Here is a 17078-nt window from a genome sequence, read left to right as displayed (position 1 = left end):
AATAAAAAGAACTATACAGAGGAGAAAATATATGAGTAATATAAAAGTAATTATTATGGATGTGGATGGTACATTAACCAATAGTAAAAAAGTAATCACCGAAAAGACTAAAAATGCTTTAATTAAATCACAAAAAGCAGGAGCCATCTTGGTTTTAGCATCAGGAAGACCCACATCTGGATTAATAAATTTTGCTAGAGAATTAAAAATGGATGAAAACAATGGATTTTTAGTTTCTTTTAATGGATCTAAGGTTATTGATTGTCAAACTAATGAAGTTTTATTTAATGAAACTATGAGCATCGAAGAAGGACAAGCAGTACTTGAACACATGAAGAATTTTGATGTTAAACCTATGATAGACAAAGGTGACTATATGTATGTTAATGATGTTTTCAACAATCAAATAAAATACAAAGGTAAACCTTTTAACATAATTCAATATGAAGCTCGTGGTGATAAATTCAAGCTGTGCGAAACTGATGATTTAGCAGCCTTTGCTGATTATCCATTAAACAAAATTTTAACTGCAGGAGAACCTAAATATTTAGAAGCCAATTATAAAAAAATGATGGAGCCATTCAAGGACACTTTAAATTGTATGTTTACAGCAGATTTCTACTTTGAATTTACTGCTAAAGGAATTGATAAAGCTAAAGCCTTAGATTCTGTATTAATTCCTATGGGATATAAAAAAGAAGAAATGATTGCTTTTGGAGATGGCCATAATGATGCTTCAATGGTTAAATATGCTGGGATCGGAGTAGCTATGGCTAATGCTGTAGATGATTTAAAATCTATAGCTGATGAAGTGACTTTATCTAATGAAGAAGACGGCATTGCTTATACACTAGGTAAATATATAAAGGATATAGATATTTAGAATATCTATATCCTTAAAGCACTTATTATATACAAACTTGAGAATTACTTGAAAATATACAAAATAAAAAAACATATTAATTTATAGTACCACTACGCATTTTTGTCTGTTAAAACATAATCTTTTAATATAATCGCTCTTATCTTATCATAACTTATATCTTTAGGAAGTTCCTCCTTTATAGGTTTTAATTTTGATATTCCTGTTTTTTTTGCAACTTTTAAAACTTGGTCCTCTTCTTCACTTGTAAATATTCCACCAAAATTTATATTTAAATCCAAAATACCTTTTTCTTCTGCATACTTTGTTATATGTGAAATTACCGTAGATAATGTAATCTGCCTATCCCTTGCTATCTGCTTAATGTCTTTATGCTCTTTAATCATCTCTACCGTTATTTCATGCGTTTTTGGTTTTGAATTCTTATTATTTTTCTTATTTTTCCTGCTTTTTAACTCGTCCTTGAATACCCACTGCGGTTCTATCTTATTTTCATCCAAATAACTTTTTATAGCTTCTAAAAATCTTTCACCATATTTTTTTAATTTCAATTGACCTACTCCAGATATATCTAACATCTGCTCAAAATCTGTAGGACATCTACTGCTAAGTTCCTTTAATGTAGTATCTGGGAATATCACATAAGGAGGTATAGCTTCCTCACTTGCTATCTCTCTTCTCAAAGCCCTTAAAATTTCAAACAAATCATTATTTAAAACTATCTTTTTGGTCTTAGTAATTTCTTTTAATGTTACCTTTTCTTCTCCTTTTAAAACCTTTATAGAACTTGGATTGAGTACTACTGTAGGGTATTCACCTTCTTTTAATGAAATATACCCATGAGCTATAAGAGTATTTATAAAATTTGAAAGTTCTTCCTTTGAATAATTTTTCATTATGCCATAAGTGGACAATTTGTCAAATCCATATTGGATTACTTTTTTTTGAGAAGAGCCCCTAAGTACATCTACTATCATGTTTACTCCAAATTCTCTTTTCATTCTATATATACAAGAAAGTACTTTTTGGCAATCTATAGTTTTATCTACATACTCTCCTTCGCTTACGCAATTACTGCAATTTCCACATTCCTCATGATCCACATGTTCTCCGAAATAATTCAATATATATTTTCGCAAACATCCATTATAGTAAACAAAATCTATCATTTGCTGGAGCTTTTTATATTCATTTAATCTTCTTTTAGGAGATTGAATACTCATTTCAATTAGATATTTTTGAGTGATAACATCCTGGGGAGCAAACATTAAAATACATTCACTCTTCTCCCCATCACGACCTGCCCTACCTATTTCCTGATAGTAACTTTCTATATTCTTAGGCATATTGTAATGTATCACGTATCGTACATTTGATTTATCAATACCCATTCCGAAGGCATTGGTTGCAACTATTACATTTACCCTATCATATACGAAATCCTCTTGATTATTTTTTCTCTCCTTATCAGAAAGACCTGCATGATATTCAGTAACAGATATGTTGTTGTCTTTAAGCTTTTCATATATGCTATCTACTTCTTTTCTAGTAGATGCATATATTATACCAGATTGTTCTTCATTAGTTTTTATGTATTTTATTATATACCCTAGTCTATTTCCAATTTTCAAGCATCCAATTTTTAAGTTTTCTCTATCAAAGCCAGATATAAAAACCGCTGGTCTATCCAGCTTTATTTGGTCTATGATATCTTTTCTAACTTCCCTAGTAGCAGTAGCTGTAAAAGCTGTAACCACTGGTCTTTTAGGAAGGTTTTCTATAAACCTCCATATATATGTGTAGCTAGATCTAAAATCATGTCCCCATTGTGAGACACAATGTGCTTCATCTACTGCTACTTGAGATACATTTATATTTTTCATGATATTGCAAAATTCAGGAGATTCCAATCTTTCTGGCGCAGCATATAAAATCTTTACATTTCCTGCAATTAAGCTTTCACATATATGTAAAATATCTTGGTGTGAAATAGAACTATTTATATAAGCTGCTCCTATACCTAAATCCCTTATACTATCTACCTGATCTTTCATAAGTGAAATAAGAGGAGATATGACAATTGTTACCCCATCAAATAATACTGCAGGTATTTGATAGCATATGGACTTACCTCCTCCAGTTGGCATTACAGCTAAAGTATCTTTTCCATTTAATATACTTGTAATTACCTTTTCTTGATCTTTTCTAAAATCACTATATCCATAATATTTATGGAGAACTTCCAAAGCACTGCTAAGCAACGATTTCACCCCTATACCATAATCTATATTTTTCATTATAACATAGAAATTATAATATCCTAATTTGCACTCTTAGAGAATTAGATTCTTTCTTCAATCCATTTATATATATCCTGTATAACACCTTCTTTTTCATTTTTTTCACTTAATATTTCATGATAACATTCAGGGTATATTTTTATAGATTTATCACTTGAATTGATATTGTTAATCATCCATTTAGAAGCCTCAACTTTAACTAGTCTATCCATTTCTCCATGAAGTATGAGACATGGATACTCATATTTTTTAATATTCTCATTAATCCACCTAGAGCCCTTTATAAACACTTCTCCTAAGAGCTTTATATTAGTTTCTTTAAGTACAAGAGGGTCATTATTATAGCCTTCAACTACATCCTTATCTCTGCACATAAGTTTAGCTAAAAGATTAGGTGATTTTTCTCTTGGATGCTTTTCAAAATAGTCATCTTTTTTTAAACTTTTAAAAGCAGGCGGCTCTATAACTGCAGCTCCTGATAATATTTGGCCCTTTAATTTATCTTTATATTTTATTCCATAACCCGCAGCAATAAATCCTCCCATACTATGACCAAACATAAATACAGGTAACCCTTTATTTTCTTCTAAAGCCATATCTACAACTTTATCTGCATCCTTAAAAAAGTCCTGAAAATTTTCTACATAACCTCTTTCTCCTCCAGATCTTCCATGTCCCCTATTATCAAATCTATAAACTGTATAACCAAAATCATTTAATCTTTTTGTAAAATAATCATATCTTCCTAGGTGTTCACAAAGTCCATGTACTATTACAATTACTGCTTTTGCAGAATCTACTATATCTTTAGTATAAAATAATTCAATACCATCAAATGTATTAAATTTACCTTCTAAATGATTTAACATATAATCACTCTCCCCTATAAATAATTATATAAAAATTTGAAGTATGGTAATATCAATATGTTTCTAATAGGTTTACCCAAGCAGGTGCTGCTAGGCCTTTTGATAAAATCTCTAAAGCAACTCTATATTACACATTTTAGTGACTTCATACTATATTTTACATAAATATTATAACATAGATAATTCCACTTAATAACCCTATGTTAAATTATATCCATTTCTGCCAAGGGTTACACACTTCACAAAAAAAATACCAAAAGTCCCTGTATTCAAGCCAAATTAATTACTGCACCTTAAAGCTCCCATCTGTAATTATTAAATTAAGCAGCATCTGCATCATCTATATTATTTATCCTTTTTATTATGGTATATGCTGCAAAAAACAGGGTAATCAAAGTAATAATAATTAATTTAGCAAGCGTTTCTGTTAATTCTGGATCATGCCCTATTACAGGCTGCATTAAAGCTGATATTACAACTGCTGTTACAACTGTTGAAGGTACTGATTTTTTCTTCATGCCAACAATAAAGGGAAGTAATGACATGATTCCTGCCATTACAGTAAATGCCAAGAATGTTAAAGATGCAGCAGAAATATAACTAAAACTAAAATTTCCTGCAGCCACATCCACAATAGAATCTAAAATTACTGTATATAGTATGCACAATATATTGCTAACAAGTACACATAACATTGCAAATACAACAACTATAAATAGTTTTGCCAACATTATTTTTTTTCTATTTATGGGATAAGAAAACATTACTAAAATTGTTTTATCCCTATATTCTCCTATAATAATCTTTCCAATTATTGTTGAAGAAAATATCAAAGAAACATCAAATGATAAAATATTTATCATCCATATAACACTTTCATATGTATCTAAATCATTTGGTGTATTTACCTTGTTATCAATAAATGACATAGTTAAAAAAGCCATTATACAAAGAATAGCTATAATTACTCCTTTAATATACCTTTTAAGTTTATATTTCTTTATTTCCAATTTAATTAATTGCAGCATAATTATCCTCCTGTATCAATTTCAAGAAATATTCTTCCAAAGTGCTTTCCTTTTTACCTATGCTTTCTAATTCAACACCGTTTTCAATGAGTACTCTTGAAATTACCTTCGGGGACTTCTCCATATCATATATGCGAATTTTGTTTTCAGAAATCATCTTATAGTTTGAAATCCCCATTTCTTCTTTAATTAAGTATCCTGCTTTACTTGGATTATTTACTTCTAATTCTATAAATTCGCTGCTATACTCATGAACTTTCTCCATAGATACTTCTTCTAATAACTTACCATTTTTTATAATACCAACTGTATCTGCAATTAATTCTATTTCAGAAAGGATATGACTTGAAATAATTATTGTCATTCCGTATTTTTCATTTAATGCTTTTATAAGTGAACGAACTTCCTTAATCCCCTCTGGATCCAAGCCATTAATTGGCTCATCCAATATAAGAAATTCTGGTTTTGCAAGAATTGCTCTTGCAATTGCTAATCTTTGTTTCATACCTAATGAATAATTGCAAACTGCCTTTCCTTCAATATCCAATAACCCTACTAAGCTTAAAACTTCATCTATTCTTTCTATATTGTGATAACCCATGTAATCGCAATGAAGCTCTAGATTTTCCCTCCCTGTTAATTTACTGTAAAAATAAGGGCTTTCTATAATAGAACCTATCCTTTTTAAGGTTTCAAAGTTATTGTCATTAACTTCTTTTCCAAAAAGAATAATTTGCCCTTTACTGGGTCTTACTAAATTAAGGATCATTTTAAGTATTGTACTTTTTCCTGCTCCATTTGGGCCTAGAAATCCGTAAATTTCACCTTTTCTTATATGCATTTCTACATTGTCTACTACTTTCTTATCTTTATATATTTTAGTAAGTCCATTTGTTTTTAATATATAATCCATATTGATCTCTCCTTTCATAAGTTAATATAACAAACCAATTTATCTTTTTTCTGTCATGAATCTTACTTTTTTATTAAGTTGCTATTTTTCTTTTGGTAATATTATATTAAATATTGTTTTATTATTTGGAATGCTAGTTAGCTCAATTTTTCCATTCATATGTTCAATAAGTTCCTTCGATATTGTTAATCCCAATCCGCTGCCTTGATAATCTTTACTTCTTGAATCTTCTAATGTATACAATCTTTCAAAAACATTCTCTTTATCTTTTTCCAAAATTCCCTTGCCATGATCTTCAATTTCAATACAAACTGTGTTTTCATATGCATCAATACTTATACCTATGTATTTCCCATCACTTCCATATTCAATAGCATTATTCAATATATTTTTTAATACACGATTCAATGCTTCTTCATCTGCACTAACATAAATAGGTTTTTCCGGTATATTAATATCAACATGAAATTCTTCCTGCGAAAGTATATTATAAAGTTCAAACATATTTTTTCTGCATATTTCACATGCATTTACCTTAACAATATTAAGTATTTTATCACCAGATTCTAACTTAGCAAGATTAAAAAATTTATTTATTAATTCCACAACTTCATTAATTCTCAAATCAACTTTCATAATCATCTGATCATTATTGAATCTAATCCTTAACATTTCCACATATCCTTTTAAAGTAGTTAAGGGGGTCTTCAAATCATGTGAAATATTTGATAACATTCTCATCATAGATATCTTAGAATGTTCATATGCACTCTTATTCTGATTGCTATAATCCAATAAATGATTAACACTTGACGCAATAGATTTTATTGATTCATTTTCTGTAGGAATCAAAATTAATTCTCTTGTTTCATTTTTAATAATAGATTCTATTTTGTTAGATATATATTGAATTTGTTTTGATTGAAGAGTATATTTTCTATGTTCCAATATATAACTTGTCCCTAATATTAAAATTAACACACATAATAATATTATCATCCTATTTTTCCTCCATCTTATATCCAATTCCCCACAAAGTCTTAATATATTCAAAATTAGATTTACCATCAGATAATTTATTTCTTAATCTTTTCATATGTACATTAATGACATTTTCATCTCCATAATAAGGATCCTTCCAAACTTGATTGTAAATTTGTTCTTTTGAAAAAACTCTTCCCAAATTTGAAGCAAGCAGCTTTAAAATTTCGAATTCTTTACAAGTCAAATTTAATTGTTTTCCTTCTTTAATAACAGAGTGTTTATATATATTAATTTCCAAGTCCTTCACATAAATTATCTCATCTTCATGACCACTTTTTTCTTTGTTATACTTTGTTACACGCCTTATATTTGCTTTAATTCTTGCTGAAAGTTCAATTAAAGAAAATGGTTTTGTTAAATAATCATCTGCTCCAAATCCTAACCCCATTGCCTTATCTGTATCATTATCTTTAGCTGTTATAATAATAATAGGTGTAACATCATGCTCTCTTATTTTCTTCATAACATTCATGCCATTAATTTTAGGAATCATTAAATCTAACAAAACCAAATCATAGGAATGTGCTCGAAATTCATCAATTGCTGATTCTCCGTCATAAACTTGTGTAATCTCATATGTGTCATTTATTAAATACTCAGTAATCATTTCGCTTATATTTTTATCATCTTCTACTAATAATATTTTAGGCAAAATACCTCTCATCCCCTTCATTTTATTAACTATAATTACTATATTCCAAAACAACAAAGCCCTCAAGTGTACAATCTACACTCAAGGGCCTTAACCTATTTATTCTTGTTTCTTTACGAACTTTATTACCGTTTCTATGTGTACCATCTTAAAAAACATATAAAACAATATTATTTTATACATTCCCACTCGCATATTATGGAAACTCTATTTTGTTCAAACTTTGAAGTTATGATTCCGTCCATTTTTTCCATTAAACTTTTTACAATAGAAAGGCCAAGTCCTATTCCTTGTTCTTTTCTTACCTTATCTGCCACATAAAATCTATCAAACATATGCAATACATCTTTTTCATCAATGCTTGTACATATATTGGAGATTTTTAAAATAACTTTATCATTAGATTCTTTTAAATTTATTTCGATGTCTTTTTCTGCATATTTCAATGTATTAGAAAGTAAATTATCTATTATTCTCTCTAAGCTGTCTTTATCACCTATTATAAAAATTGGTTTATCCAAAATATTTATATTTGGTTCAAATCCTTTGCTTTGAAAAGCCTCATAAAGTGATAAGATTTCATCATTTAATACATTAGTTAGGTTTACTTTTGTCATATCTAATTCATAATCTTCACTTTCTATTGAAGCTAGCTCAAAAAAATCATTTATAAGTACATTTAATTTATTAGTTTTATCCTTAAGTATATCCAGCGCTTCTTTTTTATCTATTTCATCATTTTGAAGTAACTTTAAGTACCCTATTATTGAAGTTAATGGAGTTCTTAAATCATGAGACATATTAGCTATTCCTTGTTTTAATGTATTTTCAAATACTATCTTTTCCTGTTCATTTTTTTTATAAAGTTCTAGGTACTCATTAATCTCATAAGCAAGTTCTTCTATATTTTTATCTTTTATTTCAGTATTAATCTTTTTATTTGTTTTTCTCTCCTTAAACTCTCTTATCTGATCCGTGATATACCGTATTTGCCTTTTATATGCAAATAATTTAATACACATTACTATTGAAAGTATAATTATAAAAATTATAAATAAGATAATAGCTAATAAATACATCTCAATTCTCCTAACTTATGTAATAAACAAAATTCTATAGATCTTTTATTCTAACATATATCTAAACCTTTTTTTCCCTAATTATTTAATATCTTCATACTTTACATATAAAATACTTATTAATGTTGTTACTGCAAAAATTACTATTGATGAAGTTATCCCCGTTATAATAACTGATTTTGGTGCAAATCTAGCCATTGCCTCACTGCCGCTCATAAAAGGGAATATAAATTTAATTATTGAGGCGGTAGGTTCTTTATCATTTAATGCTGCCATTGCTAACATAAATAAAAATGGTGAAATAGTTGTGCACACATTACTTTTTGTTATTATAGCAATCATATAAACTATAGACATGGTTGCTGCACTATACATTATTCCAATACCAATCACTCTAATTAAATATAATATAGTACTATAATTTAAAGTTCTACAAAATCCATAGTTAATTGAAGCATATATACATAAAGACGTTATATATATTAATTCTAAAAACAAAAAAGATATTATAAAAACTATTAATTTACTTAATATAACTTTACTTCTCTTATATCCATAAATAAAACTTTTGCTCATAGTATTTTTTAAATCTTTGGCGATAAATTCTCCCGCAAATAAAGCAAATATAAAACTTGTCATTGGAATCCATGCAAATGCATAACCTATTGAATATATTCCATTTGCGACTTGTTCAGGAAGTGAACCTCTCATACTTGTCATATTTGCATCAAAACCTTTAGGCAAAATAAATATAACCGCCAATATTGCTAATATAATTGCAATAAGATACTTACTTTTTCTTAATTTATAAAATTCTCCTCTAATTAAATTACTCATTATCTTCGCCTCCAACTAATTTAGTAAAATAATCTTCTAGGGATTCACCCATTTTCATTATTTCCTTAACTCCTATGTTATGCTTAGCTAGAGCCAAAGTAATTTTTTCCCCGTCAAATTCATTGTATATTCTTATAATGTTATCTGGGAAAACTTCATAATCTTTTATTCCAAGTTCATTTTCTAGAATAATTGAAACATCTGAAGAATCGTTTATTTTAAGGTGAAGATACATTCTACATTTATTAGAAAGTTCACTTGCGGTTACCTCTTCAATTAATTTTCCGTCATTTATAAAACCATATCTATTTGAAATTTGAGTAAGTTCAGATAATATATGACTTGATATTAAAATGGTAGTTCCTCTTTCTTTATTTAATTTAATTAAAAGTTCTCTTATTTCTTTTATTCCAATTGGGTCCAGTCCATTTATAGGTTCATCTAAAATCAAAAGTTCTGGATCACTTAAAAGTGCCACAGCAATTCCTAGTCGCTGTTTCATTCCTAGTGAAAAATTTTTAGTTTTCTTTTTTGCTGTATTATTAAGTCCTACTAAATCTAAAACTTCATCAATACATTTAGTTCCTGGAATTCCTCTTTGAATTTTTATAAGTTCAAGATTTTCTTTTGCGGTCATATTTGGATATAGCTGCGGTGATTCTATTAATGTACCAATTCTTCTTCTTTCTTTTATAACTTCTTTCTCTTCACTACTTCCAAATAGTTCAACTTGTCCCTCATTAGGTATAACAAGTCCTGTAAGTACCCTGATCATAGTTGTTTTACCAGCACCATTTTTTCCTACGAATCCATATATATCACCTTTCTTAATATTAATAGATATATTGTCTAGCACCTTATGTTTTTTATATATTTTCGTGATTCTATTAGATCTAATTACATATTCATTCATTTAAAATTTTACCTCCTCTTATAAAACATGCTTTTATCCAATGACTACCTGCTCTAATACTTCCATCGCACTCTGTTTATAATAAGCAATATTTTATAAGAAAACTTTGCTAAAACCTTTCAAAAGTATTAAATCTTTTTACTATATACTTTTTTATTAAATTTTAATTAACTATTTCCTTAATCTATACCCCATTGCCCAAACTGTTTCTATGTAATCTTCACCATTATTATTAGCTCTAGATAGCTTATTTCTTAACCTACTTACATGTACATTTACAGTATTATCGCCACCTAAGAATTCTTCTCCCCATATACTTTCAAAAATGTTAGCTTTACTGTACACCTTATTAGGATTAGTTAATAATAACTCCAATACTGCAAATTCTCTTGCTGTTAATGTAATTATAGTTTGTCCAACTTTTACTTCCTTACTTTCTGTATTTAAAGTAATATCTTTATAACTTAAAATGTTATTTTTCCTTTCATCATCTGTGGAAAATTCTAAATATCTTCTCAAATTAGAGTTAACCCTTGCAGCCACTTCATCTGGATCAAAAGGCTTACAAATAAAGTCATCTGCTCCCTTTTCTAATAATTCTAGTTTAGTCCTTTTAGATGTTTTTGCACTAACAATAATAATTGGAGCTTTTGTGATTCCCCTTATTTTTAATATAGTTTCTTCTCCACTAAGCCCTGGAATCATCAGATCTAATAAGATCATATCCCAACTTTTGTTTTCCACACACATTAAAGCTTCTGTTCCTGAAAAAGCCGCTCTAGCTCTATATCCCTTATTTTCAAAAATACTACAAAGTAATTTATTAATATCATTGTCATCTTCAACTACTAAAATTCTAACCCTTTTATTCATAATTTATCCCTTCTAATTTATATAAAATTATTTTTTATTCTGTAATTTCTATATGTATATATTGCCACATGTATATCTTACCATAACCTTTTCTACACCCTTGGTAAAGTTCAACCATTCTGAGTTGATTGGAAAAACTTGGATGATATTAGTTCATTGTTATAAGAGGAAAAAATCAGCATGTCTGCTATGTGACTTCTATTACTCTTATACTGTAGATTGAATAATGGTGACAATACACTGGCTACATAGAAAGACAAACCACTTTCTACTGCTGAACTATAATAAACATGACTAATTACTCCACGAAGAACTTTTATAAGGGTTATGGATGAATTAAAAGCTTGCGGAATAGTTATCACAGAGGGTACTCCCAAGAAGCCTGTATATATAATCAACAGCAACTATCATTTTGTTGGCGGAAATCCCACAAGCTAATAAATCTGCAAGAACTTATGTAGATGGAGTTAAGGCGCTACAGAAGCAGGTCTATCATTATCAGAAATAGGCTTTATATATGATGCAGTATTGTTCCTATTAGCTTGCAATAGATATGTACTGATTAAAGATAGAAGTAATAGTGAGGATGACATTGATAATCTTCATGACATTTCCAGCCTATGTGAGTATTTAGGTATGACAAGAAATGTACTGTCTAAATATTTTAAAATGACTTTTGAATATGAATTTAAAGAAAGTTGATACAAAGTGCCTGTATTTGGAAAATGCTCTGCTGGGGGCAGCAGGGTTAATGCTTATCTTGCAAATCCTGTAATAATCCGTAGAGCAATTAAAAATATAGATTATAGAGTATTTGGGAGTTTAGAAGATACGTTTTAAGATATACAGAAAGAAAATAGGTTAACAGTGAAGCCAGTAGGTTAACTCCTGCTGGTATTCTTTTTTATCTGTTTTGCTGAAAAATCAATGCACTGTTTTTAGCACTACCTAAAAACGCCTTTCAGCCTAGTCATACCAATGTATAGAGGGCCATTTTGCAAAAAGATTTGCTATTAGTATTAATGAATATCTGAAATATACAGCAAAGAAACAGGAATGATAAACTGTTAACTCACGCCCTCACTTCATTCGGTTGTGGTATCCTGTCACTTCGATGCATAAATGTATCTCGTGCCAGTTTACTATATTATTGTAATTATGTAGATAGATTATTTTTATAGTATACAGGATACCGACAGACCAAAGGGCTGGCGAGTAAACAGTACTAATGTCGATTTCACAAATCGCTATTAATATAATCAGTAAGTATCAGTATATTCCTGTAGCCATTAGTAAGGAAGTAAGACATACAGAAAAACCATGTAGGAGCAGTTTTCTTACTGAATCTAAGTTCACTTTTCTTCCAGCCAATGTAAAGATACTATAAAACTAACATCTAACTAATGTTTCTACTGCTAACCCATTACTTAATGAACCGCATTTTTCCTTCAAAGTGGTTCTACCATTTTCATGTTCAATATTTAGGATAACTACTTCATAATCAAAATTTGTACCTCCATAGGCAAGGGGCATTTGTCCTTTACTAATCATTCCAACACCATGTAATTTAACTTCATCATCTACAGACCAATTAAGTAAATATATTTCATTTTGTTGACTTTTAAGAATTTTTAAATCAAAAGTCGGAGATTCATTTCCTTTAATAAAATATCTAACTTTATAATTATATTCAAAATTTTCACTCGTGTCTTCCCTTAATGCGATTCCTGAACCTAATGTATTGAAATTTTGTGTAGATGCCCAAAGTGCTGAGTTAGACCTTAAGTCACCAATTGGTCTATATAAACCTACTCCCCCTCCAGGCACTTTGTTAGAAAATCTTGATACAAATAGTTGATTATCAATAACTATTCCAATTCCTAAATATTCATGTTGAGTGTTCGCCTTATTTATCTTCCAAATACATTTGTATGTTTCTCCTGTCTTTTCAATATTAAGATTTACTTGATATATAGGATTGGTCTGACATCTATTTCTTAACTCCCAATTACCCAGAAAATCTGCACCTTCATAATAATTCATCACTTTTCCCTCCATATTAATTGTAATTTTTGTTCAATACTTAAATACTAAAAGTAGTTTTACTTAACATATTCTTTAACTAACCTCTTAAATCCACATAAGTTATATTCATAAGAAAATTTTATTATATATCTTCGTTCCTCTACACCTATATCATCTTCCAATGAATCAAGCAACATATTAAGTATATTTTCAAATACCATTCTTATAATTTTAAACTTTTTACCTATATTACAATTATCCAGCAAATCAGATTTTTGTAAAAATACACTTTGACATTGGATTATATTTTCTATCATCTTTTCTTTCAAATTTTCATAAATTGTTCCTTTGCTGTACCTTAACAAAATTAATAATCTTTTACGATTTGCTATTAAATAATCTATACGTTCATCTGTTGGAATATACTTTTCTATGTCTTGAGGATTATTTATAAACACTTCTGTTAAAATCGTAAATATATTATAATTGAAGTTTCCAAATGAATCTGCAAAAGATTTTGGCAAAATAGTATTGATGTCGTATAAATAAAGTTTACACCTTATTCTCGTATAATTAAGAGGATAATGAGGTGCTTATTATGGCACAGAAACGTTATTATAAGGATTATAAAATTCAGGCAGTTAAGCTAGCCAAGGAAATTGGTATTAACAAAGTTGCTAAAGAAATAGGAGTTGCTCCAAACACGATAAATGGATGGGTAAAGGTCGCCAAAGAAGGAACACTTGATTTGGAAGCTGGTACACACACTCCTGATAGCGCTCTTCCCATCACAGAAGAGCTTATTGCCCTAAAAAAACAGGTTAAAGAGCAAAACAAGGAAATCAAACGTTTGAAGGAAGAAAATGAATTTCTTGAAGAAGCAAGCGCTTTTTTCGCCGCCAGCCGTCGGAAGTCAGCAAAAACTCACGAATGAGATTTATAGCTATTAAGACTGATGATGGCATGACTAAGGGCAAAATATCATTTTATTGTAAGATGCTTAAAGTTAGCCGTCAAGGCTTTCATAATTACATTGCAAATAAAGATAAACCTTGGAAGTATGAGGCTTTCGCTGAAGAAATGATAAAAATCAATTCTGAAGATGAGTACAATGATACCTATGGAAGAATCCGTATGCATCAAGCCTTATTTCTAAAAAATCCTGAAAATGTCCATATCCCTAGTGAACGTACTGTTTATAGAGTTATGGAGGAAATTGGTCTTAGTCATAAACCTAAACGTAAGCTTAATGGTATAACCAAAGCTGACCGCGAAGCCAGAAAATCTGCTGATCTTCTTAAGCGTGATTTCAAAGCATCTGAGCCTCTTAAAAAGGCTGTAACAGACATATCAGAAATTAAAGCAAAGGATGGTAAACTTTATGTATCTGCAATTTTTGACTGCTATGATTTGGCAGTTCTTGGGCTTTCAATGGATACAAATATTAAAGCTATCTTGTGTGTAAATACTCTTGATAATGCTTTTAAAGCTTATCCTAAACTCAGGGGTGCCATTGTTCACTCTGATAGAGGTACACAGTACACCAGCAATGAATATTGCAATGTAATAAATAAATATGGCATACAGCAAAGTATGAACAGTGATGGTGGCAGATGCCATGACAATGCAAGGTGCGAAAGTATGTGGGCCAGAATGAAGGAAGAACTGCTTTATGGTCGCTACAACACTAAAGAAATGACTGTTGAAGAACTTAAGATTCTTATATGGCGATATTTCATCAGTTATTGGAATAACAGAAGGATTTGCTCTGCCAATGGTAGGTTACCGCCTATGGTTAAGAGACACAGATACTATGGATCTCTAAATACAGCTGCTTAATAACGAACTATGCGAGAAAAAACTGTCAAGTAATATTGACAATATCACCTCACCTCGTTTAGTTGTTAACTAAGTTCTTCCATATGATTTAATGATAACTATAAGTTTATGTATGGTTATAAAAACTTTAAAAAGTATAAGGTTTGAATAATCATAAAAAGGAAATTGCAAATTGATCCCTTTATTTTGGACAATATCCAAAATAAAGGGAGTAATCCAGAAAAAGTTTGTATCCCTATTTAACAAATTCCAGAATTAATATATCACTTTTTATAATATATAGCATAATATAAAATTATACAAGATAAATTTAAAATCAATATAACGTTTTTACTAAAGGGAGGCATATATTATGAATAACTGTAAAAATTCAAATTGTGATAATTTAAATTATAATTTATCAAAGGAATGCTCAAATCAATGTTCATGCTCTCCAGAAGTTGGAGGAGCTGTTATGAAATGTGGTTCTGGAGCTACTGGACCATTGCCAATTTTAGATTTGGCAGGAGCTAGCATAATAAATCCTTACTCAGTTGCTAGTGTTACAATAGATACAAGAAGATTAAAATGCCCAAGTGTATTAATTAATTTTACTGGACTTATAAATGTACCTGCAGGGGTAATACCCAGTATAACATTTAGGTTGATAAAAACATGTAATGGTTCTTCACAATCTGTTGGTGGAAGTTATACCTTCAGTAGTGCTTTTGAGCTTATTCATAGTGAATCTTTTTCATTCCAATTTTGTGACTGTGGAGACTGTTGTGGATGCACTACTTATACTGTAGAGATATCTAATGCCACATTGGCTCAAGCAGGAACTACTGTTAGTGGAACAGTTTCTGCTATAGCTGTAGAAAACGATTGTTGCTAAATAAAAGAAATATAAAATATTAAATCTTTATTTAGTTGTTAGTATTGCTTCAAATAAATGGATTGAATTATTTTGAATTCAGGAGAATATAAATAGATTTGTGTAATTTATAAAACTATCATAAAATATTACTGGAAATTAGTTTTTCTAGTAATATTTTTTTATGTTTAACAGATCCTAATAATACTTATTTATACCTAATTATATTATATGTTAAAATTTTTTTAATATGCATAGCATCCATATAAACTATAGGATAGATTTTATCAAGCATCCTATTTTGCCATGCAGTGGCTTCCCCCATAACCTTATCGGTTATTTTTGATACTATTGATAGTGGTGATATTATTATCCCATAAAGCTCCTTTATCTATGCTTGTATATCACGGGTAGACATCCACCTTGCATAAAGAGCAATAAATTTCTTATCTAATTCTCTACAAACTGTTTAATATTTTTTTATTACCTTTGGTTCAAATTTAGAGTTTCCGTCTCTTGGAATATCTACATCTATATCCTTAAAACTACTTATTATGTTTTTTTACTATATCCATTCTGATAATTCTTACCATTGTTCTTAGAATTTCTTTCATACTTTTTTTCTGTTGTATGTTTAGTTCACATATTTGCAAATAATACTGCTAAAAAATGCACACCCCTTAGTTAAAATCCATAGGTGTGTGCATTTTATCCAGTAATTTTTCATATTTTTAAATTCAAAACTTATTTTTAGCGCCTTAATTTTCTTCAAAAAACGCTGAATCCCACTGAAATCAGTGGGTTTCGTTTGTATCAATATTTAAGTTCTTATTTGTCTAATGACTATGATTTTGATACAATTTAGCGACTTTTCAATAAGATTATTGATTTTATTATCGCTAAATTGTATGGGATTTCTTCTAAAAGATGCACACAACTATAATATACATATATTGCTATACACTACATG

General features: G+C 29.3%; 17 protein-coding genes and 1 pseudogene. 4 read left to right on the top strand and 14 right to left on the bottom strand.

Annotated features, from left to right (window positions below; genetic code table 11):
* Positions 1 to 31 precede the first annotated feature (31 nt).
* Positions 32 to 883 (top strand): Cof-type HAD-IIB family hydrolase, encoded by an 852-nt coding sequence (locus EBB51_RS01395; protein ID WP_123052801.1) that lies wholly within the window; start codon positions 32 to 34, stop codon positions 881 to 883.
* 92 nt (positions 884 to 975) lie between these two features.
* Here EBB51_RS01395 and recQ read toward each other — a convergent pair whose 3' ends face one another.
* The 13 genes from recQ to EBB51_RS01330 form a co-directional block, all read right to left on the bottom strand.
* Positions 976 to 3180: a DNA helicase RecQ gene (gene recQ, locus EBB51_RS01390; RefSeq protein WP_123052800.1), complete on the bottom strand. Its 2205-nt coding sequence runs from the start codon at positions 3178 to 3180 to the stop codon at positions 976 to 978.
* 44 nt (positions 3181 to 3224) lie between these two features.
* Complete coding sequence (locus EBB51_RS01385; protein WP_123052799.1) at positions 3225 to 4052, bottom strand: alpha/beta hydrolase; 828 nt, start codon at positions 4050 to 4052, stop codon at positions 3225 to 3227.
* A 320-nt stretch (positions 4053 to 4372) separates the two neighbouring features.
* Positions 4373 to 5080 (bottom strand): ABC transporter permease, encoded by a 708-nt coding sequence (locus EBB51_RS01380; RefSeq protein WP_123052798.1) that lies wholly within the window; start codon positions 5078 to 5080, stop codon positions 4373 to 4375.
* Positions 5064 to 5993 carry an ABC transporter ATP-binding protein gene (locus EBB51_RS01375; RefSeq protein WP_123052797.1) on the bottom strand — a complete coding sequence of 310 codons (930 nt, stop codon included), beginning with the start codon at positions 5991 to 5993 and terminating at the stop codon, positions 5064 to 5066. The genes EBB51_RS01380 and EBB51_RS01375 overlap by 17 nt, the downstream gene beginning before the upstream one ends.
* Before the next feature lie 81 nt (positions 5994 to 6074).
* Positions 6075 to 6992, bottom strand: coding sequence for a sensor histidine kinase (locus EBB51_RS01370; RefSeq protein ID WP_190285300.1), 918 nt, complete (start codon positions 6990 to 6992; stop codon positions 6075 to 6077).
* A gap of 1 nt (position 6993) precedes the next feature.
* Positions 6994 to 7689: a response regulator transcription factor gene (locus EBB51_RS01365; protein WP_347560940.1), complete on the bottom strand. Its 696-nt coding sequence runs from the start codon at positions 7687 to 7689 to the stop codon at positions 6994 to 6996.
* Positions 7690 to 7859: 170 nt separating this feature from the next.
* A complete protein-coding gene (locus tag EBB51_RS01360) occupies positions 7860 to 8768 on the bottom strand; it encodes a HAMP domain-containing sensor histidine kinase (protein WP_123052795.1) in 909 nt (302 codons plus the stop codon).
* An 81-nt stretch (positions 8769 to 8849) separates the two neighbouring features.
* Positions 8850 to 9605, bottom strand: coding sequence for an ABC transporter permease (locus EBB51_RS01355; RefSeq protein WP_123052794.1), 756 nt, complete (start codon positions 9603 to 9605; stop codon positions 8850 to 8852).
* On the bottom strand, positions 9598 to 10518 hold the full coding sequence (locus EBB51_RS01350) for an ABC transporter ATP-binding protein (protein ID WP_123052793.1): 921 nt from the start codon (positions 10516 to 10518) through the stop codon (positions 9598 to 9600). Before EBB51_RS01350 ends, EBB51_RS01355 begins: the two co-directional genes overlap by 8 nt.
* Before the next feature lie 171 nt (positions 10519 to 10689).
* The gene (locus tag EBB51_RS01345; RefSeq protein ID WP_123052792.1) at positions 10690 to 11391 is read right to left on the bottom strand and encodes a response regulator transcription factor; all 702 of its coding nucleotides are present in this window, start codon (positions 11389 to 11391) and stop codon (positions 10690 to 10692) included.
* 110 nt (positions 11392 to 11501) lie between these two features.
* Complete coding sequence (locus EBB51_RS01340; protein WP_123052791.1) at positions 11502 to 11753, bottom strand: hypothetical protein; 252 nt, start codon at positions 11751 to 11753, stop codon at positions 11502 to 11504.
* Between the two features lie 1027 nt (positions 11754 to 12780).
* Complete coding sequence (locus EBB51_RS01335; RefSeq protein WP_243103885.1) at positions 12781 to 13434, bottom strand: hypothetical protein; 654 nt, start codon at positions 13432 to 13434, stop codon at positions 12781 to 12783.
* A 59-nt stretch (positions 13435 to 13493) separates the two neighbouring features.
* A complete protein-coding gene (locus EBB51_RS01330) occupies positions 13494 to 13940 on the bottom strand; it encodes a TetR/AcrR family transcriptional regulator (RefSeq protein ID WP_123052790.1) in 447 nt (148 codons plus the stop codon).
* Between the two features lie 74 nt (positions 13941 to 14014).
* Between EBB51_RS01330 and EBB51_RS01325 the strand changes: the two genes are divergently transcribed.
* From EBB51_RS01325 to EBB51_RS01315, 3 genes are all read left to right on the top strand, one after another.
* On the top strand, positions 14015 to 14350 hold the full coding sequence (locus EBB51_RS01325) for a transposase (protein WP_123054948.1): 336 nt from the start codon (positions 14015 to 14017) through the stop codon (positions 14348 to 14350).
* A complete protein-coding gene (locus tag EBB51_RS01320) occupies positions 14347 to 15255 on the top strand; it encodes an IS3 family transposase (protein ID WP_123052789.1) in 909 nt (302 codons plus the stop codon). The genes EBB51_RS01325 and EBB51_RS01320 overlap by 4 nt, the downstream gene beginning before the upstream one ends.
* Positions 15256 to 15607: 352 nt before the next feature.
* Entirely contained in the window at positions 15608 to 16129 is a 522-nt protein-coding gene (locus EBB51_RS01315) for a DUF4489 domain-containing protein (RefSeq protein WP_123052788.1), read from the top strand.
* Positions 16130 to 16358: 229 nt separating this feature from the next.
* Here EBB51_RS01315 and EBB51_RS01310 read toward each other — a convergent pair.
* A pseudogene (locus EBB51_RS01310) lies at positions 16359 to 16726 on the bottom strand (transposase); the annotation flags it as partial.
* Positions 16727 to 17078: the final 352 nt, after the last annotated feature.

This window comes from Clostridium sp. JN-1, from assembly GCF_003718715.1.
GTDB lineage: Bacteria > Bacillota > Clostridia > Clostridiales > Clostridiaceae > Clostridium_AV.
This window is presented reverse-complemented; position numbering and strand designations above follow the sequence as displayed.